Source organism: Actinoallomurus acanthiterrae (assembly GCF_054775715.1).
Genome location: NZ_BAAHCO010000001.1, coordinates 11,133,711 through 11,159,473, shown reverse-complemented (window position 1 = coordinate 11,159,473; position 25,763 = coordinate 11,133,711). Strand labels below are relative to the sequence as shown.

28 protein-coding genes and 1 tRNA gene are annotated in these 25,763 nt (G+C 66.8%); 14 read left to right on the top strand and 15 right to left on the bottom strand.

What is annotated here, in order from left to right; translation table 11 throughout:
* Positions 1-22: 22 nt before the first annotated feature.
* Positions 23-652, bottom strand: a complete 630-nt coding sequence (locus ACYVF7_RS52665) for a class I SAM-dependent methyltransferase (RefSeq protein WP_460354889.1) — start codon at positions 650-652, stop codon at positions 23-25.
* Positions 653-820: 168 nt separating this feature from the next.
* Positions 821-1,387 (bottom strand): hypothetical protein, encoded by a 567-nt coding sequence (locus ACYVF7_RS52660; RefSeq protein WP_460354887.1) that lies wholly within the window; start codon positions 1,385-1,387, stop codon positions 821-823.
* Positions 1,388-1,502: 115 nt separating this feature from the next.
* On the opposite strand from ACYVF7_RS52660, the gene ACYVF7_RS52655 reads away from it, so the two are divergent.
* The 6 genes from ACYVF7_RS52655 to ACYVF7_RS52630 all read left to right on the top strand — a co-directional run bounded on the left by ACYVF7_RS52655 (position 1,503) and on the right by ACYVF7_RS52630 (position 6,198).
* Positions 1,503-1,964 (top strand): GNAT family N-acetyltransferase, encoded by a 462-nt coding sequence (locus tag ACYVF7_RS52655; RefSeq protein WP_460354885.1) that lies wholly within the window; start codon positions 1,503-1,505, stop codon positions 1,962-1,964.
* Between the two features lie 75 nt (positions 1,965-2,039).
* Positions 2,040-2,912: a phosphotransferase family protein gene (locus tag ACYVF7_RS52650; protein ID WP_460354882.1), complete on the top strand. Its 873-nt coding sequence runs from the start codon at positions 2,040-2,042 to the stop codon at positions 2,910-2,912.
* Positions 2,913-3,376: 464 nt separating this feature from the next.
* Positions 3,377-3,622 (top strand): RICIN domain-containing protein, encoded by a 246-nt coding sequence (locus ACYVF7_RS52645; protein WP_460354880.1) that lies wholly within the window; start codon positions 3,377-3,379, stop codon positions 3,620-3,622.
* Positions 3,619-3,828 carry an RICIN domain-containing protein gene (locus tag ACYVF7_RS52640; protein WP_460354877.1) on the top strand — a complete coding sequence of 70 codons (210 nt, stop codon included), beginning with the start codon at positions 3,619-3,621 and terminating at the stop codon, positions 3,826-3,828. The genes ACYVF7_RS52645 and ACYVF7_RS52640 overlap by 4 nt, the downstream gene beginning before the upstream one ends.
* An 872-nt stretch (positions 3,829-4,700) precedes the next feature.
* On the top strand, positions 4,701-4,847 hold the full coding sequence (locus ACYVF7_RS52635) for a hypothetical protein (protein ID WP_460354875.1): 147 nt from the start codon (positions 4,701-4,703) through the stop codon (positions 4,845-4,847).
* 955 nt (positions 4,848-5,802) lie between these two features.
* Positions 5,803-6,198 carry a RidA family protein gene (locus tag ACYVF7_RS52630; RefSeq protein WP_460354873.1) on the top strand — a complete coding sequence of 132 codons (396 nt, stop codon included), beginning with the start codon at positions 5,803-5,805 and terminating at the stop codon, positions 6,196-6,198.
* Between the two features lie 216 nt (positions 6,199-6,414).
* On the opposite strand, the gene ACYVF7_RS52625 is transcribed toward ACYVF7_RS52630, so the two are convergent.
* Both ACYVF7_RS52625 and ACYVF7_RS52620 read right to left on the bottom strand, forming a co-directional pair.
* A complete protein-coding gene (locus ACYVF7_RS52625) occupies positions 6,415-6,606 on the bottom strand; it encodes an N-acetyltransferase (protein ID WP_460354870.1) in 192 nt (63 codons plus the stop codon).
* Between the two features lie 83 nt (positions 6,607-6,689).
* Positions 6,690-6,899 (bottom strand): hypothetical protein, encoded by a 210-nt coding sequence (locus ACYVF7_RS52620; RefSeq protein WP_460354867.1) that lies wholly within the window; start codon positions 6,897-6,899, stop codon positions 6,690-6,692.
* 345 nt (positions 6,900-7,244) lie between these two features.
* Between ACYVF7_RS52620 and ACYVF7_RS52615 the strand changes: the two genes are divergently transcribed.
* Positions 7,245-7,317 (top strand) — tRNA-Arg (locus ACYVF7_RS52615).
* A gap of 208 nt (positions 7,318-7,525) precedes the next feature.
* On the opposite strand, the gene ACYVF7_RS52610 is transcribed toward ACYVF7_RS52615, so the two are convergent.
* Positions 7,526-8,332: a tyrosine-type recombinase/integrase gene (locus ACYVF7_RS52610; RefSeq protein ID WP_460354866.1), complete on the bottom strand. Its 807-nt coding sequence runs from the start codon at positions 8,330-8,332 to the stop codon at positions 7,526-7,528.
* 770 nt (positions 8,333-9,102) lie between these two features.
* Here ACYVF7_RS52610 and ACYVF7_RS52605 point away from each other — a divergent pair.
* Positions 9,103-9,684, top strand: coding sequence for a sigma factor-like helix-turn-helix DNA-binding protein (locus tag ACYVF7_RS52605; RefSeq protein WP_460354864.1), 582 nt, complete (start codon positions 9,103-9,105; stop codon positions 9,682-9,684).
* Between the two features lie 139 nt (positions 9,685-9,823).
* Here ACYVF7_RS52605 and ACYVF7_RS52600 read toward each other — a convergent pair whose 3' ends face one another.
* The 6 genes from ACYVF7_RS52600 to ACYVF7_RS52575 form a co-directional block, all read right to left on the bottom strand.
* A complete protein-coding gene (locus ACYVF7_RS52600) occupies positions 9,824-10,225 on the bottom strand; it encodes a hypothetical protein (protein ID WP_460354863.1) in 402 nt (133 codons plus the stop codon).
* A gap of 1,535 nt (positions 10,226-11,760) precedes the next feature.
* Complete coding sequence (locus ACYVF7_RS52595) at positions 11,761-12,279, bottom strand: GIY-YIG nuclease family protein (RefSeq protein ID WP_460358572.1); 519 nt, start codon at positions 12,277-12,279, stop codon at positions 11,761-11,763.
* Between the two features lie 89 nt (positions 12,280-12,368).
* Positions 12,369-13,835 (bottom strand): exonuclease domain-containing protein, encoded by a 1,467-nt coding sequence (locus tag ACYVF7_RS52590; protein ID WP_460354862.1) that lies wholly within the window; start codon positions 13,833-13,835, stop codon positions 12,369-12,371.
* Positions 13,836-14,155: 320 nt separating this feature from the next.
* Positions 14,156-15,019 carry a hypothetical protein gene (locus tag ACYVF7_RS52585; protein ID WP_460354860.1) on the bottom strand — a complete coding sequence of 288 codons (864 nt, stop codon included), beginning with the start codon at positions 15,017-15,019 and terminating at the stop codon, positions 14,156-14,158.
* The gene (locus ACYVF7_RS52580) at positions 14,974-15,462 is read right to left on the bottom strand and encodes a hypothetical protein (protein ID WP_460354858.1); all 489 of its coding nucleotides are present in this window, start codon (positions 15,460-15,462) and stop codon (positions 14,974-14,976) included. The genes ACYVF7_RS52585 and ACYVF7_RS52580 overlap by 46 nt, the downstream gene beginning before the upstream one ends.
* A gap of 714 nt (positions 15,463-16,176) precedes the next feature.
* The gene (locus tag ACYVF7_RS52575; RefSeq protein WP_460354856.1) at positions 16,177-16,890 is read right to left on the bottom strand and encodes a class I SAM-dependent methyltransferase; all 714 of its coding nucleotides are present in this window, start codon (positions 16,888-16,890) and stop codon (positions 16,177-16,179) included.
* Positions 16,891-17,370: 480 nt separating this feature from the next.
* Between ACYVF7_RS52575 and ACYVF7_RS52570 the strand changes: the two genes are divergently transcribed.
* Complete coding sequence (locus ACYVF7_RS52570) at positions 17,371-17,586, top strand: hypothetical protein (protein WP_460354855.1); 216 nt, start codon at positions 17,371-17,373, stop codon at positions 17,584-17,586.
* 88 nt (positions 17,587-17,674) lie between these two features.
* Here ACYVF7_RS52570 and ACYVF7_RS52565 read toward each other — a convergent pair whose 3' ends face one another.
* Positions 17,675-18,688 carry a serine/threonine-protein kinase gene (locus tag ACYVF7_RS52565; RefSeq protein ID WP_460354854.1) on the bottom strand — a complete coding sequence of 338 codons (1,014 nt, stop codon included), beginning with the start codon at positions 18,686-18,688 and terminating at the stop codon, positions 17,675-17,677.
* 560 nt (positions 18,689-19,248) lie between these two features.
* Positions 19,249-19,836, bottom strand: a complete 588-nt coding sequence (locus ACYVF7_RS52560) for a CGNR zinc finger domain-containing protein (protein ID WP_460354852.1) — start codon at positions 19,834-19,836, stop codon at positions 19,249-19,251.
* 106 nt (positions 19,837-19,942) lie between these two features.
* On the opposite strand from ACYVF7_RS52560, the gene ACYVF7_RS52555 reads away from it, so the two are divergent.
* On the top strand, positions 19,943-20,635 hold the full coding sequence (locus tag ACYVF7_RS52555) for a haloacid dehalogenase type II (protein WP_460354850.1): 693 nt from the start codon (positions 19,943-19,945) through the stop codon (positions 20,633-20,635).
* A gap of 25 nt (positions 20,636-20,660) precedes the next feature.
* Here ACYVF7_RS52555 and ACYVF7_RS52550 read toward each other — a convergent pair whose 3' ends face one another.
* Positions 20,661-21,524, bottom strand: a complete 864-nt coding sequence (locus ACYVF7_RS52550; RefSeq protein WP_460354847.1) for an SDR family oxidoreductase — start codon at positions 21,522-21,524, stop codon at positions 20,661-20,663.
* 98 nt (positions 21,525-21,622) lie between these two features.
* Here ACYVF7_RS52550 and ACYVF7_RS52545 point away from each other — a divergent pair, with 98 nt between their 5' ends.
* The 4 genes from ACYVF7_RS52545 (at position 21,623) to ACYVF7_RS52530 (ending at position 25,029) form a co-directional block, all read left to right on the top strand.
* Positions 21,623-22,432, top strand: a complete 810-nt coding sequence (locus ACYVF7_RS52545) for a helix-turn-helix domain-containing protein (RefSeq protein WP_460354845.1) — start codon at positions 21,623-21,625, stop codon at positions 22,430-22,432.
* Between the two features lie 97 nt (positions 22,433-22,529).
* Positions 22,530-22,949, top strand: a complete 420-nt coding sequence (locus ACYVF7_RS52540; RefSeq protein WP_460354843.1) for a YciI family protein — start codon at positions 22,530-22,532, stop codon at positions 22,947-22,949.
* Positions 22,950-22,975: 26 nt separating this feature from the next.
* Positions 22,976-24,259, top strand: coding sequence for an RNA polymerase sigma factor (locus tag ACYVF7_RS52535; protein ID WP_460358570.1), 1,284 nt, complete (start codon positions 22,976-22,978; stop codon positions 24,257-24,259).
* Positions 24,260-24,372: 113 nt separating this feature from the next.
* Positions 24,373-25,029 (top strand): class I SAM-dependent methyltransferase, encoded by a 657-nt coding sequence (locus ACYVF7_RS52530; protein WP_460354842.1) that lies wholly within the window; start codon positions 24,373-24,375, stop codon positions 25,027-25,029.
* A gap of 26 nt (positions 25,030-25,055) precedes the next feature.
* Here ACYVF7_RS52530 and ACYVF7_RS52525 read toward each other — a convergent pair whose 3' ends face one another.
* A complete protein-coding gene (locus ACYVF7_RS52525) occupies positions 25,056-25,733 on the bottom strand; it encodes a TetR/AcrR family transcriptional regulator (protein WP_460354839.1) in 678 nt (225 codons plus the stop codon).
* Positions 25,734-25,763 lie beyond the last annotated feature (30 nt).

Here is a 25,763-nt window from a genome sequence, read left to right as displayed (position 1 = left end):
AACGCGAGGGCCGGGCGGCTCCTCAGGCCGCGACCATCGGATTCGCGGCAACGGCCAAGGCGACGGACCGAGATCCGACGGTGACGACATCCGCACTCACGTCGACGAAACCGGCGTCCGACGCGAGCGACGCCGCATCCCCGGCCGTCTGCGGCAGCGGCAGGTCCGCGGCGACGAGCTCGGCGAACCGCCCGGAAGGGCGAAACCCAGACGCCAACGGCAGCGTGAAGCCCACCCGCCCACCGGGCCGAAGCGCGCGTCGCCAGTCGGCCAACGCCCGCATACCGAGAAAGTGAAGCGACGAGGCGCACAGGATCAGGTCGAGCCCGCCGTCCGCCACGGGCATCGGCACCGCCGCCCCGACACGCCAATCGATCGCCCGCTCCAGACCGAGCCGCTCGGCGCGGACCCTGCCCGCTTGGATCATCTCCGCCGAAAGGTCGACGGCAAGGACCGGCGTCCCCGTACGGGATCGCGCCCGTGCGACCGCCAGCGCCACCGCCCCGCTCCCACACGCCACGTCGGCGATCCCGTCCTCTTCCACGGGACCCAGGAGAGCGAGCAGAGCCCGGGCGACCTCATCGTGATGATCGTCGTCATAGCCGTCGGCCAGTTCATTGAACGCCCGCGCCATCTGCTCCGAACCCGTCACGGGCACACGGTAGTACGGCGAGGTTCCTCGAGATCATTCGGTGGTGTTCGAACGGGCAGTGTCGTGCAGGCGGCCGGGGCGGCTCCGCGTCTTCGCCGATTCATGCAGGTCGAGTAGGGCGGAAGGGGTTCCGTGCAAGACGGAACCCCTTCGCGGAGCCTGGCTGAATCAGGGGAAGATCCGCTCGAACCGGAACGACGTGCGGCCGTTCGGGTCGGAGAGGATGTCGGCGGCGGAGGTCGCACCGGCGGCGTTGACGCGGGTCGCCTGCAACCTGATGGTCGTCGGCCCGCCGACCCTGACGCGCTCACTGATCGGCGCGGTCGTGTTCACCCCGTACGGGGCCGCGCCGGGGTTACCGTCGATGATCTGAGTGATGAGCCGTTCGCTGTTCGGCAGGACGGCGGCGGCGGTGATATTGAAGAGCCGCGCGACGATGTACGCGTTGACCGGAGGCGTGCCGCTGAGCCGACCGCGAACGTCCAGCTCGAGCGTGTATATACCGGCTGTAGGAAGCGTGACCTGCAGGGTGGAGTTCGCCCAGGTGCCGGACGGGGTCGGCTGGAGGTTGAGGCCGATCGGCAGGTAGACGATGCCGGACGGCGCGAGCTGAGCCTCGGAGGCTGTGGCGATGTCGTGCCTGCTCGTCGTGGCGGTGGAGGTGCCGGCGTGAGCGGAGACGGCGAAGATTCCGAGGAACATGGTGGTTCCGAGGGCGGCGGCTAGTCGACGCATGACGTCCTTCCTGGTCAGGGGCCCTGACGTTCAGCCAACCTCTACCCGCGCCATACCCACTCTATGCACGGAGAGTAATTGGTCTGCAACGGACGGTGTGGCAAACACTGGTGGCATGACCATGAAGGTGCTCGTGCGTCCGGCGACGGCCCAAGACCCGGCGCTCGACGAGATCAGCGACCTGTTCAACGACTATCGGGCGCATTACGGCCATCCTGGTTCGAGCGAGGCCACACGCCGATGGCTGCGTGACCAGCTCACCGAGCGACGCCTGCAACTCGCCGTCGCCATGATCGGTGGCCGTGGGGCGGGTTTCATCACCACGACCGTGGTGCCGGCGTCCCAGACACTGCGTACCTTCTGGCTGATCCGAGACCTCTACGTCAGCCCGGAACACCGACGAAGCGGCGTCGCCCGAGCTTTGATCCAGCACGTCATCGATGCGGCTCGTTCCGGCGGCGCGCACCGCTTGTCGCTGCAGACCGAGACCGCGAACACCGCGGCGCTTCGGCTGTACGCGTCCGCCGGATTCGAATCCGTCACCGGGCTGCGGCTACTCAACCTCAAACTCACCTGAGGCAGTTCTGACGGCAATACACGCCACTGATCGCCCCGATCCGCCAGGCAGTCGTGGTGCGAGGAGAATGCCGCCATGGCTTCGCCCGATCACCCCACAGCCGACGAAGCCGCCGCTCTGGTCCAGTCCGTCCTGGGACTGAGCTGGCGGCCACCGTTGAGTCCCATCGGCGAGGGCGGCGAACACCACTCGTGGTGGGTCGCTGATCGCTACGTGGCCCGGTTCTCGCCGAACCAGAGGGCGAGCCGCCGCCAGCAGCGCGAACTGGCGCTGCGCGACCTGATCCGCCCGTACACAGATGTTCCCCTTCCACGCTCGGCCGCCTACGGCGAGTGGGCTCCCGGCTGTGGCTTCACCGTCGACACGCGGCTACACGGCGCATCCGGTGAGGACCAGCCCCTTTCGGCGGTCGGCGAGAGGCAGCTCGCCATGCTGCTGCGCGGGCTGCGTTCGATTCCGGCACGTGAGGCGGCCACGATCGGCGTACCCGCCGGCAGCCCCATCGAATGGGAGCGACTCACGGCTCATGCCGAAGCGGCTCGGCTCCGGCTGACCGACACCGAAGCGGTTCCCACGACACCGCTGCGGCCACCGATGCCAGGCGGATCGGTGAAGCCCGTACTGGTCCACGCCGATTTCAAGGGAGAGCACCTGGTGGTCCGCCCGGACGGCACCCTCGCCGGCGTCCTCGACTGGACGGACGCCGAACTCGCCGAACCGGCCCGGGACATCGCCGGCCTCGCGATCTCGGTCGGCGGACCTGCCGCGGCGCGCATCGCGATCGAAGCGGGATACGCCCGCGAGACCGCGGCGTGCGGCGTCTCCCTGGCCCGTTGCGAAACGCTGCTCCGCCTCGATGAGCGCCTACGCGGCGGGAGCGACAGCCCGCTGCCTCTGCTGCGCGCACAACTGACCCGCGCCTGGGAGGAACCAGTGAGCCTCCACTGACCCAGGTGGGGTGTCCACGACCGGCTGTGGACGTGGGCCATCTACTGAGTGGATCTTCACTACGCCAGTTGCGTCGACGGCGACGAGTGAACGGCCAGCCAATTGTCGTGCAATATTCGTGCAATGGCTGACCGTTACGTTCGGCAACGTGAACCGCCCAAAGAAGAGGCTCCCCGAATGAACCACGGGTCGGAGCGCGTGGATGCGAGCCGGGCGAGCGCCCCAGGCATTCGCTCCATCGCGGATCTGCTCAGGGCCATGGCTCCGACCGCAGGAGTGTACGTCAGCAATCTGAGTAGGGGCTACTCATGCGGCAGCGGTGTAACTCGGCCCACGCTTAGAAGAATCTCGATCCTTGGGCGGTGAGATGGCGCGTCTCCAGAATGCCGCATGGGCATTGGTCTAGGAGGGCACCAGGTGCCGCGCCGAACGTTACCGCCACCAGAAGAAAGGGACGTGAGACCATGATCGGAAAGAGACGGTTCACCGGCCTGGTAGCGGCCGCCGGCCTGGGGCTTGCCAGCGTTTTCATTCCCTCGGGCCCCGCTGCCGCTGCCACCTACGGCCCGTACGAGTTCATCAGCAATTTGAGCCATCTGTGCATGGACGCCACCAACGCCAGTCTGGACGACGGCGCCCCCATTCAGCAGTGGTGGTGTTGGGCCGGCTCGCCGCAAGAATGGACGATGGTTTATGTGAATCGGGCGTGAAGCTGCAACAGTGGCAATGCTGGGGCGGCGACATGCAGCTATGGTCGGTGGTCACCCAAAGCGCGACGGGCACCGTGCAGGTGCGCAACCTCGCGTCCGACCTGTGTCTCGACGACACCGACGGGAGTAACACCCCGGGCAGCCGCCTCCAACAGTGGACCTGCAACAACCTGGCAACCCAGCAGTGGTACATCCTGCAGTATTGAGCGGAGGCGACGCCCCTCGACGCGTCGTGTCTCGGATCATCATCGCGACATCATCCGAGGCCCGTAAAAGCCCCCGGCGCGTCACGGCCGGCCAAGTCAGGCGACAGTCGCTGGGCCGCCGTTGGCGTGGCCCGCGGAAGCCCCCACAGCTCGCACTGCACCACGTACCCTGGCCGTCGACGCTGACGACGTAGGAGGCACGTTTGCCGGCCCCGCGCGTTGAGCAGCCGACCGGCCGTAGTCCCGAGCGCACGGCCGCCCGTCGACGCGGAACATCGCCGAAATCCGTAGGACGGCCTATCGGCACATGGCCCGTCCGCCCGCTGCGTGAGTTTCCCGGCCGCGTTCAAGTCACCAACGGGATCGACAAGTTCTTGATAATCAGCCGTCGCGGGGCGCTCCCGAACCGCCAGTGAAAGAGCCGAAATGAGCCCTTGGTGGCGTAGGAGGGCTTCGGATCCGCCGTCGCTTGAGGCGTCGACGTTGCCGAGCAGCGGAGATGATGGCGAACGGCCGCCGCCGTCCGCTCCGAGCATCGCGGCGGGGGGATCACAGTCGGTCGCGGTGGGTGGGGCAAGCTTCGCGAGCGGCCACCACGACGATCCCGAGCCCTCGACCGAAGCAGAGTTCGAGCGTGTCTGGGAGTACGCCCGCCGCGCCTGCGAAGCCGGATCCCGATCCCGACCAGACGCCAGTTCATGAAGAGAGACAGGCCGGTTCTCCAGCCTGGATCATTCTCTCGCGGGACGGGCGCAGGGCCGCTGGCAGACTCGCATTCGCTCGCCCTATGGGTGGCCTACGGCCATCAGACGGCAGCCCCGCTCGCGTGTCGGCCGGGATCGAGCTGAACACACGCGTGCGAGGATTCAGCCGTGACGGACCGGTGGCCTGAGATCGACGAGCACATCCTCGAAGGACGGAACATCCCGGCTCTGGTCATCTTGCGCGAAGAGTTCGGGTACTCCCTCCACGAAGCAATCGACGCCCTCAACGTCCGATGGTCGCACCATCGTGCTTAGCGTACGATCCGCCTACGCCACCATGGTTGATCGGGCGAAGCGGTCGGATCGTTAACGGTCCTTCTGAAGAAAGCGTCGTCTAGCGGTACAAGCGTTCGGCTCAGGTCTCGGCGTGCGGCTCGTCGCAAGGTGTGCAGGACGTCATTGAGCAAGGTGCGCGCATGCATGTCGCGCCAGAGGGTGGTCCCTGCTCCGTATGTCAGCCCTCCATCGGGGTGAGGGGTCGGGCCTTGAGCCCAGATGCGGAGGGCACGAGCGACGTGGCCGGGTGGCAATCCGCTTCGTCGCTCGAAGGAAGCAATCTGATGGTTGGTGGCACCGGACAGCCCCTTGATTGCGGGCACATGGCCGCGGAAGGCTGCACGTGGTAGCTGACGTCTGATCTCGCCTGGGGGCCGGCGAGGCATGGCAACTTCCCTGGAGCGTGGAGGCTTCACTACCTTAGCCCGGCCCGCTCCCCGGAGGGTGGGACGACGGCAGACGGGATGACCAGGCCGAGGGTGGAGCGTGCGAGGACGGCACAACCCTTGACGGTGCGCGCTGGTCCGCATCGGACGGTCAAGATCCGGAACATGTCCGGAACGGTCGACGACTGGAGGCGCGGAGCCGGGCGGGTCCGCTAGGCGCTACCAGCGGCAAGCCCTCGTAGCTCAGGGGATAGAGCGACGGTTTTCTAAGGAACACACGCCTTGATCGTCGGGCGTCCGTCGTTGCCCTATTTGATCAGCAAAAACCGGTTCTGACCTGCGTCGGTGCTCTCTACCGCCGCTGTGCTGCCGAGTGTCGTGGACGATCATCGTATGCAGCCGTGTGCCACCGTTCGCGGGCCATACGCGGGCCAGATGCACCGTTCCGGCGTGCTCGTCAGGCGCGGCTAATCTGCGCGATCAACTGACGCGTGCCGTGGGCTCAAAACCACTCGACGGTATGCCTGAGGTCCCGCCATCCTCGGATCATGAGTGTTGAACTTATCCGCGTGCCCGGTCTTTGCGATGCGCCGTATGCGTACGCGTCCGTTGCTTCACCTGCCTCGCTGGTGTACGCCGCTGGTGCATGCCCGCTGGATAAGGACGGGGCGACCGTAGGGGTAGGGGACATCAGGCTGCAGGCGCAGCAATGCATCCTCAACCTCCGCGAAGCCCTGACCGCTAGCGGGTCCAGCATCACCGACGTGCTCAAAACGACGATCTATGTGGCATCCTCTGCACGCACCGATCTTGTGGCTGCGTGGGAAGAGATCAGTGCAGCGTTCGGCGAACACGATGCGCCGAGCACCCTCCTCGGCGTCGCCGTGCTCGGCTACCCCGATCAACTCGTCGAGTTGGAAGCGGTGGCACTGAGGCAGTGCTGAGCGCTCAGCTCCCTTGCCGGGTCATCCCCTCTGCCTCCGTCCCAGGGCAAGCCCAGCAGGCCAGGCCCTACGGGTGGGACGAAGGCAGAGGGGATGACCCGGCGGGTGGAGCCGTGGCGTACTGAGGACGTGACGGCGACAGGAGACGGACGCCTGGACTGTCACAACCCCATGCAGACGGGTCGATATTGGCAGAGGGGTGAGTAGCCGCAGTGATCAGGAGTCAACGACGGATGTGCTGGAGCCGCGCCGTTCGAGCAGAGTAACCGTTACGTCCGGGGCGATCTCACGCTTCTCCACGGGGACGAAGCGCCGACGACGGTAGAGAGTCAACGCCGGTGTGTTCGCGGTGCCGGTTGACACGATCATGCGGTCCGTTGAGACGGCCGCGTCGAGCGCATCGAGCAAGGCGGTGGCATGCCCGCGACGGAAAGCCCGTGGGTGTGTACCACCAACCGGCAGATGTCCACCGTCCCATCGGCCAGGTGGTTTCAGGACACGACACCGGCCAGCCCTTCCTGGTCGTACGAGCCGAGGAAGCGCTCACCGCAAGCAGGCAGTTCTTCGAGCGTCTCATGCATCGGGGGAATGCCATCAAAGCCGATCAAGTCGGCCTCGACCGCGTATCCCGCTTGCTGGCAGAGAAGCACGTCGGCGGCATCGCTCGGGTCACGCACGTCCAACTCGCGGCACTGCTCCATGCGTTACCTCATCTCAGGCGAGCCGATCGGCACCGGCGTCATCGTCGTGACAGCGACACTCACAGACGCTGTCGGACGATTGAGGTCGTCGGTGTACTGGCCGATCTCGGGACAGACTTGATCAGCTTGACCAAGATCGAATTGATAAGGATCCGGTCAGGTGGCAAGCCGGAGCCTCGGGGCCTTCTGGCTCCGAGGCTGGGTGAGGGTAGAGCGTCCGAGTACGGGCTAGTCTTAACCCGACGCCGGAGGGGCGGGCGGATACCAAGATCCGGAACATGCGCGGAACGGGCACCGTCCGGACGCGCGCAGCGGTCAGGCTCCGCTAGGCTCTACCAGCGACAAGCCCTCGTAGCTCAGGGGATAGAGCAACGGTTTCCTAAACCGTGTGCCGCAGGTTCGAATCCTGCCGGGGGCACCCACTTGATCAAGGAAAACCCCGGCTGACCAGCACCAACACAGGTCGCCGGGGTTTCGCATGTGCGCAGCCGTATGCCACCGAAAGCAGTCCCCGGCCGTTGGTCGCGGGATATACGCGGGATGAGAATCCGGGCGTCGGCCCAGGTCAGCCCCTAAAAAAGTGAAGGGCTCCGGGATGAACCGGAGCCCTGTCACCGCAGCGCGCGTCAAGCGGCAAGTGCCTTCTCGATCATGCGGTTGATCCGTTCCTCGTCGCCGTCGAGGCACCCTGCGTAGACCTTCCACAGGACCTCGACACTGTGGCCCAGCCGCCGGGCGACCTCCTTGGGTGGGACGCCGGCGTTGAGGAGCAGCGTCGCGCAGGCGTGCCGGAGGTCGTACGGCCGACCGGCGAGCGGTGTGACCTGTTGCTCGGGGGAGAGGCCGATGGTCCGGGCGTCCTGCCAGATGCGCCACACGGCCGACGCGGAGACGGTTCCGCCGGTCGAGGTACGGAACAGCCGGCCATCCTCGGCCGCCCCGAACGCGTCGAGGTGTTCGCGGAGGATCCTCACCAGCTCGGGCGGGATGGGGACCACGCGCTTCTCGCCGACCGGCCGGCGCTTCAGGCCCTTGTCGTCGTGCGTCTTGCCGCTGTCGGTGTAGAGCCGACCAGGGCCAGGCCGTGACCGAGCGAGCACCAGCCGGCCCCATGCAGCCTTGGGCCGACCGCAGGAGCATTCCCCGTCGCAGACGCACAGTTCCGGAAGCTCACAGTCCTGACGCCGAAGGCCAGTCGCCTCCGACGGGCGAAGGCCGCCGTAGTACATGCAGGCGTACAGCGCCCGGAGACGTCGACCACGGCCGTTGAACCGGCCGACGTAGGTCACCGCGGCAAGGAGCTGTCGCGCCTGGACGGGATTGGCGACAACGCTGCGGTCAACCTGCTCGACCTTGTCGGGCGCCTTCCAGTCGACCTGGTCGATCGGATTGGCGTCGAGCAGCTTCCGCTCTTTGACCGCGTACTTGAGCACGTTGTACAGGACCGCACGCTTCCGAGCGATCGTCGTAGCAGCCGCCGGCGATCTTGAACTGGCTAATCGAAAAGATCACGCGATGGCCGTCTCAGTTTACGACGCCACGCCTCCGATCAGCGGAAACTCCTACACCACCTCCGCGGACGCAACCTCCGCGGTTGTGGGCATCGGCTGGGCTGCTAGGAGCGCGTCGTCATCTGGGAGATCCGCGAGACGACTACACGAGCCACCCGATCGTCGCCACCTTCTGATGTCCGAGAAGCCTAACGAAAGTACCAGCGTCGCTGGAGTGAGTCTCATCCGAGATAGGTGCTCTCACCTGGGAAAATGTGCGAGCGCGCGAGTGCGGTTAGAGTGGTGGCTGTGGGGCGTGGTGCGCGCGTCTCCGCATGATCGTGAGTAGAGCTCCCGGCCGACGAGGCCGGGGGCTCTACTTGTTTTCGGGCAACTCTCCCGTCGACATCACGCCCCTGACGCCATGCGTCAGGGGCTTTGTCGCGTTACAACCCTTATCGATAGGAGCTCAGATGGCGGATTTCGCCGCACATGTTGTTCCATGGTGGGCTATCGTTGTCTTGGGTGTGCTGTGTCTGCTACACAGCGCGCTATGCGCCATCCTGCTATACGCGCTTGCGAAAAGCGCTATCGATAAATCTGAGCCCGAAAATCTCGATAAGGTTGTCCGTGCGATAGCAGCGCTCCGCATGCCGATGCCGAACCTCCGGTTGCCTTCGCCCGGCAAACGCAAATAGCACTGAAAGGCCAGCATGAGCGAGCCGATCGGCAAGTCCGCACAGTCGCATCAGCGCGAGTTGGTGGATCGCTTCAATAAGCTCATCGAAACTCTTCCGACCGACGAGGCCGTTGCCGTAATCGCACATTATGTCCTGGGGGTCCGGTACGCGAAGATTGCGAGCTACCTCAAAGTATCCCCTCGAAAAGCACAGCGTCTAACGGCATTAGGCATGCGCAGAATGCGGGACGGTATTCGCAGGGGAAATCTGTATAGTGAAAGGCCGTTGAATCTCTGGGACTTCAGGGAGCCCGATGTAAAGCAAAACACGTTTGTCCAATGGCTCGCCGATCAATTTAAGGTGCGATCAGTTTGGGCGCCCTATCGTAACTGGATTATTGAACTTATTTCTGGAGTTGAAGCGCGGCCTTGTCTATCGTGTGGCGAGTCCGTGTATCGAAATACTGAGCAGCCGGAGCTGGCGCCGTTAACTGCGGAGCTTGGCCGGCCAAGAAAGTTTTGCTCGAATGCATGTCGCCAGCGGTTTCATTGGTGGAAGCGATATTTGGATGAACTTACGGAACTCGCATACCCGGACTACATGGATGAGCGGTAACGATACGCGGATCGGAGGTTGTCCTGTGTCTATGCTCAGCCAGAGACCAACAGTTCCGGCATACTGGGAGAGCCGTGATCGAGCGGCAGGTCAACGCACAGGTATGGACAGCTGTGGACCTTTTCGATCTTGCTACGGATCAGATGGCGGCCGGCGATGAGGACGGGCGTCTGAGCACTGCCGGTGTCCCCTCGGGCTGGATAGGGATCTGGAACAGTGCCCAGCGCGTGAGTCGGATTAGCTCCTCACCAGTGATATCTGACAGTTGGTCGAAGTCGCTGGGAAGGACGTCGAGCGGGAAATGTTCGAGTGTCTCGTGGCTCGGCTGGATGACCACGAAACACCGGTAGGACGGTTGTGGGTGGGGTTCCGGCAGTACGGCCCGGAGGACACCCGTTGCGTCGTCAGGCAGGTATTCCGCGAGCCACTCAGCCTCCCGGCCTCGCCCGGTGAAGTGCAGGTATCGCGCCTTACTGCTCAAGCTCACCAGGTCATGCTTGGTTACCCGCGTAATGGCGTCTGGGATCTTCACGCGTCGCACTACGGCAGCGTATCGAGGCGTGGATCCATGAACTTCCAAACGGGCACGGGATGTGCGCAGGATGAGCGGGCATCTCGACCACTCACCGCTCGACGTCAGCCCACGTCAGCGGGGGAGCACGACGGAGATCGCCGACCCTCTGTAAATCCGCTGGCGCTCGGTGCGGCGTCTCCTGCTGTACAGCACGGAAGTACAGCAACACCGCCGTACAGCACCTGTCGTGATCGCACGGCATCACACGTCCGAGCAGGGCGAGCCAGCGGTGACCGTGACCGTGCCGGTAGTTCGCATCGAGAGGGTAGGGCAGTGGCGGCCGAGTGCTAACGCTGGCGCTAACAAGCGCTCTGGACGATCTTGGACTGGCCTGGACAAGATGGGGTGCGAACAGCAGGTCAGGAGACGAATCTGGATGGTTGCGGACATGCGTAGCCTGACTCGTAATGAAGAGGTGTGAGCATATTCCCAACAGGTTGTCATCAGGCTGGGGCTGTACGTTCGCCTGGATCTCTTGGCGGCGGGGTGCCTCGGAAGTTGCTAAATGAAGCGGGCAAGTGCGTTGGCCGTGAAACTGCGCTGCGGTTCAACCGCGAGGCTGTTCCGGTCACTTTAGATCGGACTGTATTCACGAAGGCGAGTCGGGCTTCTTCAAGCTGCCTTCGTTGCTGATTCCATGACTCCACATCAGTGACGACGCCATCTTTAATAGAGGCGCTTAGTAGCCAGAATTCACGATCGATCCCGGATGCAGCTGATACAACCTCAGGTTTGCCAACCAGGGAGATAATGTCGAGAGCCTCATTCCATGCTTCCCATTCCATTTGTTTACCTTGGCGCCAAGAGTGCAACAAAGAAAACTGCGTTCGTGTTGATTCGGAGATCAATCGAACGCACGCCTCCAATTCGTTGTCACGTGACCAATGATTTTTTTGAGACCTGTGACTAACTAGGCCTCCGGCGGCGACGCCGAGAAGTGAGACAACCGCGCCTCCGGCGCTAGACACGATGATCGGTAGCCAGGCCGTCATACCCTCACACCGTAAGAATCGATTGCCTATGTCGGTGGTCAGAGTGTCTCGTGGGCGCGACCACACGGTCACTAACGACGAAGTTAGGACAGGGTCACCTGGCGTTCCCCTGTCCGCTCTCAATCGCCGGGCTGATGCTGTCCCACGAGACGACGACATGGCCTGACTCGTGGCATCTACCTGACGACAGGTACGACATCACTCCCGTGTCCGGCTGAGGATGATCGCCGCCCGTACGGCTTCCAGCGCTCGGGCCATAGCCGACCCCGTACGCTCCGGCTCCGCTTGCCGCCGGTTACAGGGCTTCTCAGTGCACGGACACTGCTAACGCTTCTGCTAACAACGGCCCAAGACCACCATGGACAAACCTGGACGATGCAGTGGTCGCGGGACAGGCCAACGGACGAGTCTGGACGGCCGTGGACGTTCCCGATCTTCCTACGGATCATATGATCCGCTTCTGAAGCGGGGCGGCGGCAACGGGTCCGAACGTCTGGGTGACTCGTTCCCTCATCGGGCTTCCACCGGCGACGACCGCGCCAACGCGCGTTGCTCAGCTCGAAGAGCGGACAATCGCTGGTGGAAGGGGCTGTGACGGTTTTGGTCGAGGTTAAGCGGTAGCACGAGCGACCGGATCAACTTGTCCTCAAGCTTCCACGGAGTCTCTGTCACGGTCCACACGACCTTGGCGTTTCTGGCCATCCAATCTGTCAGCTGGGCCTCGCCTTCGTGGCCGAAGGTCATGCGTTTGCCGCTGCCTACTCGGCGCAGGCGGACTCGCAGCTCGTCTGCCAGGAGGCAGCCAAGGGTCAGGCGAAGCGTTGATCCTTCGGCGTTGCCGCGGTAGTGGTAGCGGACCCTGGTGCGGATGGTCTGTCGGCTGGGCGTACGTCCGTTCGTTGGTGGTGCCTTCGGTGATATGCCGACATACAGCAGCACGGCACCGTTCCACTCGTGACAGCCATGGCTTGGCACACCCGATAGCGGGGGCGTGAAGTACCAGGCGTAGACGCCTGGGGACGCTGGGATCGGGCACTCTCGTGCACGAATCTCGGCTGCGGTATGGAGCCGGGGGCGGGGTAAAGCAGGTCTTCCTCAGGCGTCATTGCGCCCGATTTCTAGGTATCCCAGTCATCGTCCCAGTCGTCCGCGTCCTTGTAGGGTTCGATGAACAGCATGCGATACTCATCGGCCGTAAGCTGATTAGGTCGCCAACATTCATGCCAGGCTGGCCGCCCGCCGTGCTGGTTCTTTTCCTCAGCCAGTTCAGCGGCGACCTTCTCGCCTTCACTGCTGCCGAACAGACCTTGGTTCGCCGCCGCGGACCCGATCGCTGCCGTGATCAGCCGTTCAGCGTCGTGGACGTCGACGACGTTAATCCCTGCGTTGCGCGCTCGTTCGATGCGTGGGTCGGTCGTTTCCTCGGCAACGATCACGAGGCGCACGGTCTTTGTGACGTTCGTCGCCACGCTAGCGCCGTGCTCGGCTGCCAGGTTGACCAGTTCCATCAGCTTGGCCGCACTGGTTCTTTGCGCGGAGCTGATCGGCAGGATGCGCCAGCCCTTGAGCGGTCCGTTGCGCTTGGAACGTTCGGCGGCTGCGGCTTCCTCCAGGTCGCGGATGAGGTGGGTGGCGGCCAGGCTCTTGGCTGCGCGCTGCAACTCGCGTAGTTCGGCTGGTGTGACGATGCCGTCGGATTCGGCTCTCTTCCTGGCTTCTGCAAGGAACTGCTCGTGGACTTGGCGTGCCGTGGTTTGGGTGAGTCCGGCTCGGGCGGCGACGATGGCCAGTTGCTCGGCCTCCTCTGCGACGATCTTGCCGTCCGTGAGGGCATGGGCGAGGAGTGCCCGGTATTGGGCCAATCCTTCCGGCCGCGGTGCGGGCGGCGTGGCCATGAGTGGTAGCCGCGCGGTGAGCGTGGCCAGCCATCCCTCGCTGCCGCGTCGGAGCTGTCCAGGGCGAGGAGCGATCAACGCCGTGGGTGGGATAGCGGGCAAGGGAACGGGTGCAGGGCCGTACCAGGACAGGCGTTGGGGTGCTTGGTTGATGAGAGCTGTCAGTACCAGCCCGGTGGCACGGGCGTCTCCCAAAGCAGTGTGTTGCGCGGCTGGCCACTCATCGGTGACCAACGTGGCGATGTCGGGAAGTCGGTAGGTGTAGCGGTCGAGATGAAAGCGGGCGGCAACCATAGTGCACAAGCCAGGAACGCCCTGCAGGCGTAGGCCCATGCGGGCGAACTCGGCTGCCAGGAAGCGTTGTTCGTACTCTAGGTTGTGCCCCACCACGATCGCGTTGCCCAGCCGCGCCAAGACGTCGCCGGCTACCTGACCAAAGGTCGGGGCTCCGGAGACGTGCGCGTCGGTGATGCCGTGGTAGACGTCATTGCGAATTGCGCACTGGGGTGAAATCAGAGTGGCGTACTCGTCGACGACTTCGCCGTTACCTCGCATCCGCACGACCGCGATCTCACAGACCCGCGCTCCCCGTTCCGGGTGCAGCCCGGTGGTCTCTACGTCGAGCACCGCGAAAGTCAGAGCCCTGGGGTCGACGCCTGTGCCGCGGCTCAGCGCACCATAGGTGAACATCAGACCCCCAACTCACGTTTCGCGAACCAACAAGCCGGCCATGCCACGTTGGGTACATCCAATCCGGTAAAGCGTTGACGCCGGGTCACGTTGTTGGGACTACCTACTGACCGCATGTGGACGACTCAGGATAGGGGGGCGTCAACACCGATGGCTGCGCAGGCAGCTGCCGGGGATGGAGGACCTGACGACAATCAGCGCCACACTGGCCCAACTACCGGACGCCCTCGGCTCACCGTCATCGCGCATCGGTCCTGCGTCACCGTCGGCTACGGATTAGAGGGCGCATAGGGTAGCAGGTGACGCCACCTCGCCCCGCCCTAGGTGGCGATATTTCGCGAACGCGGATAGGTCAAGGGGGTTCGGGCGTCCGGTGGGACGGCGGATGCCGGCCCTGCGGGCTGCGCGTACGAAGCGACTACCTCTGAGTACGCCCCAATCCCGAGCGTTTCCGCGTGGCATCGACCGCATTGGCCGCTGTCAGCACAACCGATCCCTGTCGCAAGGTTGCGGACGTGACCGAAAGCATCGGTTGGGTCGTCAGCTTTGATCGCGTACCACGTGCCGGCGCGTTCGCCTTCCGGAAGCGCGACCGCGACTGACGGCCGCATGGGTAGGTAAATCTCGTTTTCGTCGAGACGGATGACGAAGATGCGGTCGAGGTACTCGCACTCATCCGGTTGGGGATGGTGCTTGGCATACCAGGCGGCAGCATCGGTAATCGTTCCCGGGCCCCAAAGTAGGTCCGCTGGGTAGTGAGTGACCTCAAATCGGGAGTCGAAATGCTCTAGACCAGGGTCGACGATCTTCTCATGACCGCGGAACACCGCCCGAACGATGATGCACTGCCACGGCTGGTCATCTGGGTCGACCGCGCTGCCTAGATCCCTGGCAAGCGCGGTGCACAACTGGGTTCCGGCGGTGTTCCAAGCCATCACGATCACATCGCGCGAGATGGGCGCGGGATAGAGCCGCCCGCCCGGAGTGGGGACACCCCACAGATGGTTAATGATCTCGGCGAGGTCACTAAGTGTGCGAGCGGCGTCGACCGGATCGGTCATGTGGTAGCCGCTTGGATGCGCGACAAAGTTACGCAGGTTCGAGAGTGCTTGTTCGATGCCACGATTCCGTTGCCCCCTCAGCAACCCGACCTGCCGTGCCCAGGCTCGCAAGCCTGACAACATGCCGTTGAATTTAATGGAGTGGCCGTCGCCGACACAGAGCCGCAGCTGCGATGCGCGACGACGAACTCATGCACCTGCTCGTAACGCTCAACAGGAACCGGATGGTGAGTGCCGCTGGGATCGAGGAACGTCACCGTGCCCTGATGGAAATCGACGAATCGATCCCGCAACGCCTGCTCAAGCACCAATAGGGCGTGATCGTGAACGAGGGTGAAGACTTCGTAGCACAAGACCCCATATCCAAACACCGTACGCAGGTCCTCGAAACTTCTGCGGGTGCCCTCGGCCACCACCGACGCCAACTTGAACTGGGCGACTACCTGCTGCTGGTACTCCGCGGAGTCTTCAGCGCGCATCTGCACACCGATACCCAAGCCCAGGGGGGTGAAATGCAGCGTGCGCTCGTCGACCTTACGCAGCTCCTCAAGCGACTTGATAATCATGACTCCTCCGACGCTAAGCGAACAGAGCAGGATACGCCGAGCGTGAGACGGGGGCTACCTCTTTAAGGACCATGCGCAGGCGTGGGCGCCAAGCGCTCGTGACGACAACGGTGACGACAACGACGACAACCCACGCCGCACGATCCCGATCGCCGGGCACCGTTGACCCACGGTCGTCGAGCATCGGGCGTGGGCTACCGTCGGCTACGGATATCAGATGGTGTCCGCCCTTGCCGACCATGTCGGTGCCTCTCACTAGGTTGTAGCCGTGCCTATCGAGTCTCCGTATGATGCGGCCGACGTTCGTTGGCAACTCGCCGGCTATCCCGTGCGAGAAGGCCCGCCGACCATCTTTCCGATCACAGCTGAGCAGTTGGATCAGCTGCGTGACATGTTGGACCGGGGGCCGGAGTGGGACGTCGACTGGTATCCAGTTGAGGCGGACATGTGGCCTCGGTTGAGGGAGGTCCTCGGCTGCCCGCGCCCGAATCGCCGGCTGGTCTGGTTCTTGGAGACGGCGGCCACCGAGGCGTGACCCCACAATTCCGCACGGGATATACGCGGGATGGCCGCCCGCCGCGCACCTCGCTGAGGTCGCTACCGCGCAGGTCAGGCCCCGCATGGCCGCCATATCGCCTGTGGATTCCTAAACCGTGTGCCGCAGGTTCGAATCCTGCCGGGGGCACCCAGAACAAGGGAAACACTCCTGACCGGTCAGTCGTCGAGAAGGCCGGGACGTCGTACGGCCAGCGTCACGTCGTCGCCGCGGTCCGGCAATGCGGTGAAGCCGTGCTCGGACATCTCCTCGATCAGCTCTGCGCGGGAGAGGGGCCACATCCAGAACGTCTCGGCGTGCTCGCGCAACCGGCCCGCCCGGCCCCGTACCCAATAGTCGAAGTGGGTGCGAATGCGCTCCCCGTCGGCTGAGGTGAGCATCCGGCCGCCGTACTCGTGTTCCCCGATGCGCACGGTGGGCAGGTCCGTGCCGGCGGCAGAGGCGGGGAGAGAGGCAGGTGGCGGTTGGAGGATGAGCACTCCGCCGGGAAGGAGAGTCTTCGCCACCGCAGGCCAAAAGGTGCGTCGTTGTACGGGCTCAAGGCAGCCGATCACGTTGTGGCAGATCGCCACGTCCGCCACGGCCTTCAGGCCGCTCTCGTGCAGCGCCCGGGCGTGAACGGTGACCCGCATGCGCAGGTTGGCGGGCATGGCGGCCAGACGCGTCATGAGTGCCGTCCGCATGGCCCGGGTCGGCTCGACGGCGTGCACCGCGGCACCGGATTCGACCAGAGTCATCGCGGTCACGGTCCCGGTGCCTGCACCGATGTCCAGGACGCCGGCCCGCGCGGTCCGTACGTCCGCGCCGTACAGCCGGTGGACCCGCGCTCGGTCCCGCTCGGCCTGGAGAACGTCGTAGAACTCAGCGCTCACCGCATATTGGTCCCGTCCGTCACGAGGGGGAGTGCCGGCCTCTGCTTCGTCATTGCACATGTCATTCATGACCGGGCAGAGGGCTCACATGTGACATATGACGTCGGGTTTGAGGCAGGCCGCGGCGGGGCCGGGGGACCGGCGCCGCGGCCTGCCAGGGGCGGCGCGCACGGCGGGACGGCCTGCCGTGCGCGCCTGGCAGGTCGCGAACAGGGGATCGTCGCGACCTGCCCAGGGTGGCGCGCACCATGGGCGCGTGCCTGGCTTACTCACTACGTTCGAGCCGACCAGCCCGCCGTACCCGGTCAGTACGACCTGCATTGGTGACCCCCATGGGCTCGATCTGTTCAGGATCCGGATGGTCGGCGACGGGCAGATATCACCAAGGACCAGACGGTGGCCGCGTTTGTGACAGTTCGTTGGCTGAGGGGACTTGGCCGGGGGGTTCGGCGCTTCCGGCTGGTGGAGATGGTGATGGTGGTGATCAGGACGTTGACGGCCGCGATCGCCGCGACGACGGTGGCCACTCCGATCCGCGGTGCCGCGAGCGGTACGGCGAGGATGACGCTGGCGCCGCCGAGATCCTGGGACCCGGACCAGTCCCAGTCGCTGCAGGCCTTCATGGCCGCCACGCCGGGCAGCGAAAGCCACGAGAAACCCCAGCTCCTTTCGGTCCTCGCCGGTCAGGGGATCTGACGTGATCGGGAGAGACCATCACCACCTCGGGACAGCACAGCGCCCGGCGCGATGAGCGTGATGTACGCAGCTGCGGCGGTGATGCCGATCAGGATCTTGCGATCATTCCGTGCCGGCTTCCGTGGCGTTGGTGACGCCGGCGCGCTGGGTGTCGGCGATTCGCCAGGGAACGTCGGGCTACTCGCGGGCGGCTGAGAGAGGGGACGGGCGCCGGTACCGGCGGATCGGCGTAGTGCTTAAGACGTGCGGTCACCTCGGACGGCAGCCATCCGCGTTGCCCGTCGTAGACCGTGCAGGAGCGTACGACCTCGCCCGGTGATGGGCGATCGTCCGGCTCTTTGGCGAGGCAGCGCTCGATGATCGCGCGCAGCTCCGGCGGGCAGCCTTCGAGGTTCGGCTCCTCGTGCACCACCCGGTAGAGCACTGCGGACTCCGGGCCGTCGCCGAACGCCGCGCGTCCGGTGGCGGCGAAGTAGGCCATGCTGCCAAGCGCGAACACGTCGATCGCCGGCGTGGACGGATGATCCAGCGCCTGCTCGGGCGACATGTAGCGAGGGGATCCGACGCGGAAGCCGGTACGCGTGAGGGGGGCCGCATCGGTGGCACGGGCGATGCCGAAATCGATGACGCGCGGTCCGTCGTCGGCGAGCAGCACGTTGGAGGGCTTCAGATCCCGGTGGATCACTCGGGCGGCGTGGATCGCTTGAAGTGCTTCGGCCACGCCGGCGGTCAGCCGCTGGACCGTGTCGACGGGCAGCGGGCCGGGTGCGGCGACGACGGCGGCAAGAGAGGGCCCCGGGACGTACGCCGTCGCCAGCCAGGGGCGAGGGCCGTTCGGATCCGCGTCGACGAGGGGAGCGGTATAGGGACTGTGCACCCGTTCCGCAGCGGCGATCTCCTGCTGGAAACGGCGCCGCAACTCGGGGTCGTCACAGAGTTCGGGGCGTACGAGCTTGACGGCCAGTCGGCGGCCGCTCCGCGTGACAGCCAGGTAGACCCGACCCATGCTCCCGGCTCCCAGCTGCGCAAGGATCCGGTATCCGCCCACCTCACGAGGATCTTCCGGGGCCAGCGGAGAGAGCACCGGCTGCGTCGGTTCCACGTCCTGCCCATCTCCTTCGTAGTCGCGCAAGATTCTGACCTTTCGAATGTGTTCAGCGAGGTGGCGGTCGCACTGCTTCTTGCTCGGCTTCTTGAGACCACGCCACCGGGGCCGCCTGGGCCGGTCAAGTGAGCAGGCGGGGATTACGGGCCCCCGGAGTATCAGCGCATGCCGCTGATGGAACGTCGTATATCAAGACCGATCCATGCGCACGTCTGTGACGCTCCTGACCCGAGTGTGTCGCAGGTCATGCCGCCTATCCATCTACGGGAAGCGCACCTGGCCGAACGTACGATCATTCCCGGCACGGTCTGGATCACCGGACAGGTCGTCCCCGGTTGTCCTCGCGGCCCGGATCGCCTTTCCCATCGGTCGGATCCACTGGGCGGGGGCGGAGGCCTCGCCACGTTGGTACGGCTGCATCGACGGCGTCGTGCGGTCCGAGAAGCCGCCGCGGACGCAGTGACGCGGGCTGAATCGCACTGACGTCCATGACCGGCCTACCGGCCGACCGACCGGCCCGCCGACCGACCGACCGGCCCGCCGACCGCCGTCGCGGCCTATTGGCGTGTCGCGGCTTGGCGGGCGCGGTGGTTGGCGACGTTGATGCGGTTGCCGCACAGGCCGGGCATGCAGTAGCGGCGGCGGCCGGGCCGGGTGGTGTCGATGAACGCTCCCCGGCAGGTGGGTGCGCCGCACGGGCGGAAGCGCTGCTCGCCGAGGGTGTGTACGACGCCGAGGATGCCGATGCCGCAGATCAGTGAGAGGGCGTCGGCGATGGTCGCTCCGTCGCGGAGTGGGGCGGCCCAGCGTGTGCGGTTCTCGTGGGCGGGATCGGGGATCAGGGTGGCGCCCTGGGCGGGTGAGGTGAGCGTGGCGGCGCCGGCGATGAGGTGGTCGCGGTCGGGGTGGTCGATCAGGTCGCGCACGGTCGTCCGAAGTGCGTGGATCGCGTGGAGGTCGGCCGTGTGTGCGCGGCGGGCGAGTTCGGACAGCGCGCCGGTCCCGTCTCCGTGCAGGTCGGTGAACGCGACGAGGGCGGCCGGGTCGGGCAGGTGGTCGTCGCCGCGCCAGACTTCGGCGGTGGTGTTGACCAGCTCGGTCGCGACGCCCGCCGCCCAGACGTAATCGTCAAAAGCAACTTGCATCCCTTACGAACCTCCCGCTACCGTCGATTAACGGCCACTTTACCCCTTACATGCGTGAAGCCGATCGACGTGACCGCCGCCCGGCTTCGTTCAGGAGATCTCGCCCATGCCAGAGCTGGAGATCGACGCCGTCGTGTTCGACGTGCTCGGCACGCTCGTCGACGAACCCGCCGGTATCCGCGCCGGCATTCGTGAACTCGACCCGTCGCTCGACGATCCCGGGATCGAGCGGCTCTTGTCGCTGTGGCAGCGGCACATCGACCGCGAGCAGCGCCGCGTCCTCGACGGCGGCCGGCCGTACGTCACCAGTGACGCCCTCGACCGGGAGGCCGCCACCCGGCTCGTCACCGACGCCGCCGGAGTCGACGACCCGGCCGCCGTGGCGGCGCTGGCCCGGTCGGCTCGCCGGCTTCCGCCGTGGCCCGACAGCGTGGCGGGGCTTGCCCGGCTCGCCGGACGGTTCCCGCTGATCGGGCTCTCCAACGCGAGCCGGACGGCTCTCCTGGAACTGTGCGCCCACGCCGGACTCCGCTGGCACCAGGTCCTGTCCGCCGAAGACGCCCGGACGTACAAGCCGGACCCGGCGGTGTACCGGCTGGCCGTCACGGTCTCCGGACGACCGCCGGAGCGGCTGCTGATGGTCGCCGCCCACGCCTGGGACCTGCGCGGCGCGCAGGGCCTCGGCCTGCGCACCGCCTACATCGCCCGCCCCGTCGGCGACCCGCCCGCCTCCACGGACCGGTTCGACCTGTACGCCGACGGCCTGGACGACCTGGCCGACCAACTCGGCAAGACCTGATCACGCCGCCTTCGGCGTGGGTCATTCACGGCCTGAGCGGCACGAGCGACAACGGATCGGACGGTGAGCCGTCCGCTGAGGCTGCCACATGGTGCCATTGTCGCCAGGTGTCCAGCCGCTGCGCGTACGCCTTCTCCGCCAACGGGTACGGGTAGGTGCCAAGGAACAGTCGCAGCGGCGGTTCGGCCGCGTCGACGAGGGACAGGATCGCCGTAACGGTGGCGCGTGGGTCGATCGGCCGCCGTCCTGCCGCCGCCGTACGGCGCGCGCTCCGGAACCGTTCGTACGGCGGCAGGGGCTCGGTCCACACGGCGGAGCTGCCGTTCCAGTCGGTCCCGTACGGGCCGGGTTCCACCAGCGTGACGCGGATGCCGGCGGGTGCGACCTCCTGGGCGAGCGCTTCGGTGAGGCCCTCCAGCCCCCACTTGCTCGCGTTGTACATTCCGAGCAGCGGGAAGGCGGTCACGCCGCCGATGCTCGACACCTGGATGAGGTGCCCGCTCCCTTGAGCGCGCAGGATCGGCAGGGCGGCCTGGGTGACCCAGAGGGGGCCGAGGAGGTTCGTCTCGAGTTGGGCGCGGGCCTGTCTCTCGTCGATCTCCTCCACCGCGCCGAACAGTCCGTACCCGGCGTTGTTCACCACGACGTCGAGTCGCCCGAAGTGCTCGTGCCCCCGCGTCACCGCCGCCCGCGCCGCCGTACGGTCGGTGACGTCCAGCGTGAGCGGCAGGACCGCGTCGCGGTGGCGGGCGGCGAGATCACCGAGCCGGTCGGTGTCCCGGGCGGTGGCCACCACGCGGTCGCCGCGTTCCAGCGCGGCTTCGGCCCATACCCGGCCGAGTCCGCGGGACGTTCCGGTGATGAACCAGACCTTGGAATCATGTGCCATGACGCGATCGTGGCCAGGCCGTACCGGGGGCAGCCAGTACCCCGGCACGGTCACCTTCACGGCGGTGATTCCGGCGCGGCGCGGGTTACAGTGCGGCCGTGACGGGCGACAACCGACTCGGTGAGTACCTGAAGGCGCGTCGTGCCCTCGTTCGCCCCGAAGAGGTCGGCGTGGACGGGGGCGGCCGGCGCCGGGTGGCCGGCCTGCGCCGGGCCGAGCTGGCCGCGCTCGCGGGGGTGAGCGAGCAGTACCTGGTCCGGCTGGAACAGGGCCGCGACCGCAATCCGTCCCCCCAGGTACTCGCCGCCCTGAGCCGGGCGCTGCGACTGGACGCGGACGGCCTGGCGCATCTGCACCGGCTGGCGGCGCCGGATCGTCCGCCGGCCGCCCCCGAGGAGCTCGCCGAGGGCATCCAGGAACTCCTCGACGCCTGGTCCGGCGTCCCCGCGTACGTACGGGGACGGCATTTCGACGTACTGGCGAGCAACGCCCTGGCCCGGGCGCTGGTGCCGGCGCACCGGCCCGGCCGCAACCTGGTGCGCGACGTGTTCCTCGATCCGGAGACCCGCGCCTGGTACGTCGACTGGCCGGCGGTCGCGCGCTCCACCGTGGCCGCGCTGCGAGCGGCGGTCGGCGCGGCCTTGGACGACCCGGCGCTGAGCACGCTGGTCGCCGAGCTGTCCGCGGACAGCGAGACGTTTCGGCGGCTGTGGGCACGTCACGACGTCCACCCGACCCGGGACGAGACGAAACTGTTCGATCATCCGCTCGTCGGCCGGTTTCCGATGCGCCGGCACGTACTGCGCATCGACGGCGCCGACGGCCAGGTGATCATCGCCTACCGGCCCGAACCCGGCGGGCCGGCCGCCGCGGCGCTGGCCCGGCTCGCCGAACTCCCGGCGTCCTGATCGGATTTTTTGCCCGCGATGTCGATTCGGCGGTTCCGCCGTTCGACTCAGGGGTGAGAGGGTCCGAACGGGGCCCGGGACTCTGCGGGAGAAGACCGTGAAGTACATGCTGATCATGCGCGCGACCGACGAGGCGTACGCCTCCTTCAAGGACGTCGACTTCAACGAGATCATCGAGGCGATGGGCCGGTTCAACGAGGAGATGATCAAGGCGGGCGTGCTCGTCGCCGCGGAGGGTCTCGACGACGCGGCGCAGGGCGTCGTCGTGGACTACTCCTCCGACCCTCCGGTCGTCACCGACGGGCCGTACGGTGAGGCCAAGGAGCTGTTCGGCGGCTTCTGGATCCTCGACGTCGCCTCGAAGGAAGAGGCCGTCGCGTGGGCCAAGCGGGCGCCGATGAGCGGTCCCGGGCTGAAGACGGAGATCCGTCGCGTCACCGGTATCGACGAGTTCCCGCAGGACAACGAGTGGATTCAGAAGGAGCGGGCGTGGCGGGCGGCAACCGGCCAGCTGTGACCCCACCGGACGGCGGCCGGTCGGCTGTGGTCCCGCCGGGCGGCGGCCGGCAGGCCGTTGTGGCGGTGTGGCGGATCGAGTCCGCGCGCATCGTCAGCACGCTCGCCCGGTTCACCGGCGATTTCGCGCTGGCCGAGGACCTGGCCCAGGAAGCGCTGGCCGAGGCGCTCGTCGCCTGGCCGCGCGACGGCGTGCCGCGTAATCCCGCGGGATGGCTGCTCACCGTGGGGCGGCGTCGTGCCATCGACTCCTACCGGCGCCGCTCGGCTCTCGACGAGAGGTACGCCGCCCTCGCCCGGCATCTGGACGAGGGCGGCGTCGCCTCCGGTGACCCGGGGACGCGCGCGCCGGACGGCGACCTGCTGTGGGATCCGGACCGCATCGACGACGACGTGCTGGCTCTGATGTTCATCGCCTGCCACCCGGTGCTGGCGCGGGAGGCGCAGATCGCGCTCACGCTCCGCGTCCTCGGTGGTCTCACGAGCGACGAGATCGCCCGGGCCTTCCTCGTACCGACCGCCACGGTGCAGGCTCGGATCACGCGGGCCAAGAAGACGCTCGCGGCCGCGCGGGTGCCGTTCGAGGTGCCGCCGCCCGACGAGTGCCGCAAGCGGCTCGGCTCGGTGTTCAGCGTGCTGTATCTGATCTTCACGGAGGGTTCGACCGCCACCTCCGGGAGTGAGTGGATCCGCCCCGACCTGGCCCGCGAGGCGATCCGGATGGCCCGGATCCTGGCGCGGCTGGTCCCGGACGCGTCGGAGGCGCACGGCCTGCTCGCGCTCCTCGAGCTCACCGGCGCACGGTTCCCGGCACGCCTCGACGCCGATGGCGAACCGGTCCTGTTGGAGGAGCAGGACCGCTGGCGCTGGGACCGGGCGGCGATCCGGCGCGGGCGGGCGGCCTTGGCCCAGGCCGGGAGGGTCGGTCGTGGTCTCGGCGCCTATGGCGTGCAAGCGGCGATCGCCGAGTGTCACGCGGTCGCGGCGTCGGTCGAGGAGACGGACTGGGAACGGATCGTGCTGCTCTACGAGGCGCTCGGCCGGCTGGCGCCGTCGCCCGTCGTCGAGCTCAACCGGGCGGTCGCGGTCTCGATGGCCCAGGGCCCGGCGGCCGCGCTGCCCATCGTCGACGACCTGGTCGCGGCGGGCGGCCTCGCCGGCTCTCATCTGCTGCCGAGCGTACGCGGCGAGCTGCTCAGACGCCTCGGGAAGTTCGACGACGCGCGCCATGAGCTCGAGCTCGCCGTACGGCTCTGCGGGAACGAGCGCGAGCGCCGCCTGCTCCAGCGCAAGCTCGCCGATCTGGACTGAGACCGGCGGGGCGACCGTACGGCGCGGCGCCGTCCGGCCGCCACTGCCGAGGGGGTCCCATCACCGGAAAAACCACTCGGCCGCCGGCCCGTACGGCGCATAGCCTGCCGGCCATGGACCCTGGCACGGGAAGCGAGGACGTGGTCCGAGCCGGCTACAACGCCCTGTCGCACCGCTACCGCGGTGACGACGATCCAGCGGGGCAGTACGCCGGCTGGCTGGCGGACCTGCGAACTCGCCTCCCCGAGCACGCGGACGTCCTCGACGTCGGATGCGGATGCGGCGTCCCGGTCGCCCGTTCCCTCGCCACGGCCGGGCACCGTGTGACCGGCGTGGACATCAGCGATGTCCAGATCGAGCGGGCCCGCCGTCTCGTCCCGGACGCGACGTTCATGCGAGCGGATGCCACCCGGCTGTGCCTTCCGGCCGGCTCCTTCGACGCTGTGATCTGTCTCTACGCCCTCATCCACATGCCGCTCGGGCAACAGCCCTGCCTCCTCCGGGGCATCGCCCGATGGCTGCGCCCGGGCGGGTGGCTCCTGGCGATCGTCGGCCAGGACGCCTGGACGGGTGTCGAGGAGAACTGGCTCGGCGGTACCGCCACGATGTGGTGGAGTCAGGCCGACGCGGCCACCTATCGCTCATGGCTCCAGGAGTCCGGCCTGCAGGTCACCCTCCAGGACTTCGTCCCCGAAGGCGACGGCGGCCACGCGCTCTTCTGGGCGCGCCGACCTCCCGGCTCCACCGAGCCGGGCGCCGGGATGCCGTAGCACGCGTGCTCCCGCCAACGACCGGGTCATCGGCGGGGGCGGTGCTGCGAGGAACGTGCCGACTCCGTGTGCCGCCACCGCCGTCCGAGCTCCTCGTCGCTCGGTGGGGACGCGGGCAGCGGCGTGGCCGACGGGTCGGCGCGCAGCGCGTCCAGTACGAGCGTGAGGTAGCGGCGGCGCAGCGCGGCGGTGCGGTCGGCGTCGCCGAGCCGGATCGCGGTGATCTGATCGAAGATCATCGGGATGTCGCGGGCGTCCACGTCCGGCCGCAGCGCGCCGGCGGTCTTCGCGCGCTCGAGGATCTGCTCGGCGAGTGAGGACGCGTCCGCGGCCAGGCGGTGCATCCCCGGGGTCGGGGTGAACGTGCCGGCCAGGTGCACGGTCAACGAGTGCACGTCCGAGTCGATGACCTCGCTCACGAAGGCGGCGAAGGCGTCCCAGGGATCGCTGTGCCGGGCCGGTGCGGACTCCGCGATCGCCATGAACCGGCGCAGGCCGTCCTCGCAGAGCGTCCGCAGCAGCTCTTCCTTGCCGGCGTAGCGCCGGTACAGGGCGCCGACGCCCACGCCCGCCTCCTCCGCCACCGCCGAAATCGGCGCCCCAGGGTCGCGGATGAACACGGCTCGGGCGGCGTCGAGGATCACCCGGTCGTTGCGGGCGGCCTCGGCTTGGCGGCCTCGCAGGCCGGGGGTCTTGGGCTCCATGGTCTCGATTCTAGCTTGAACGGAAGGCTC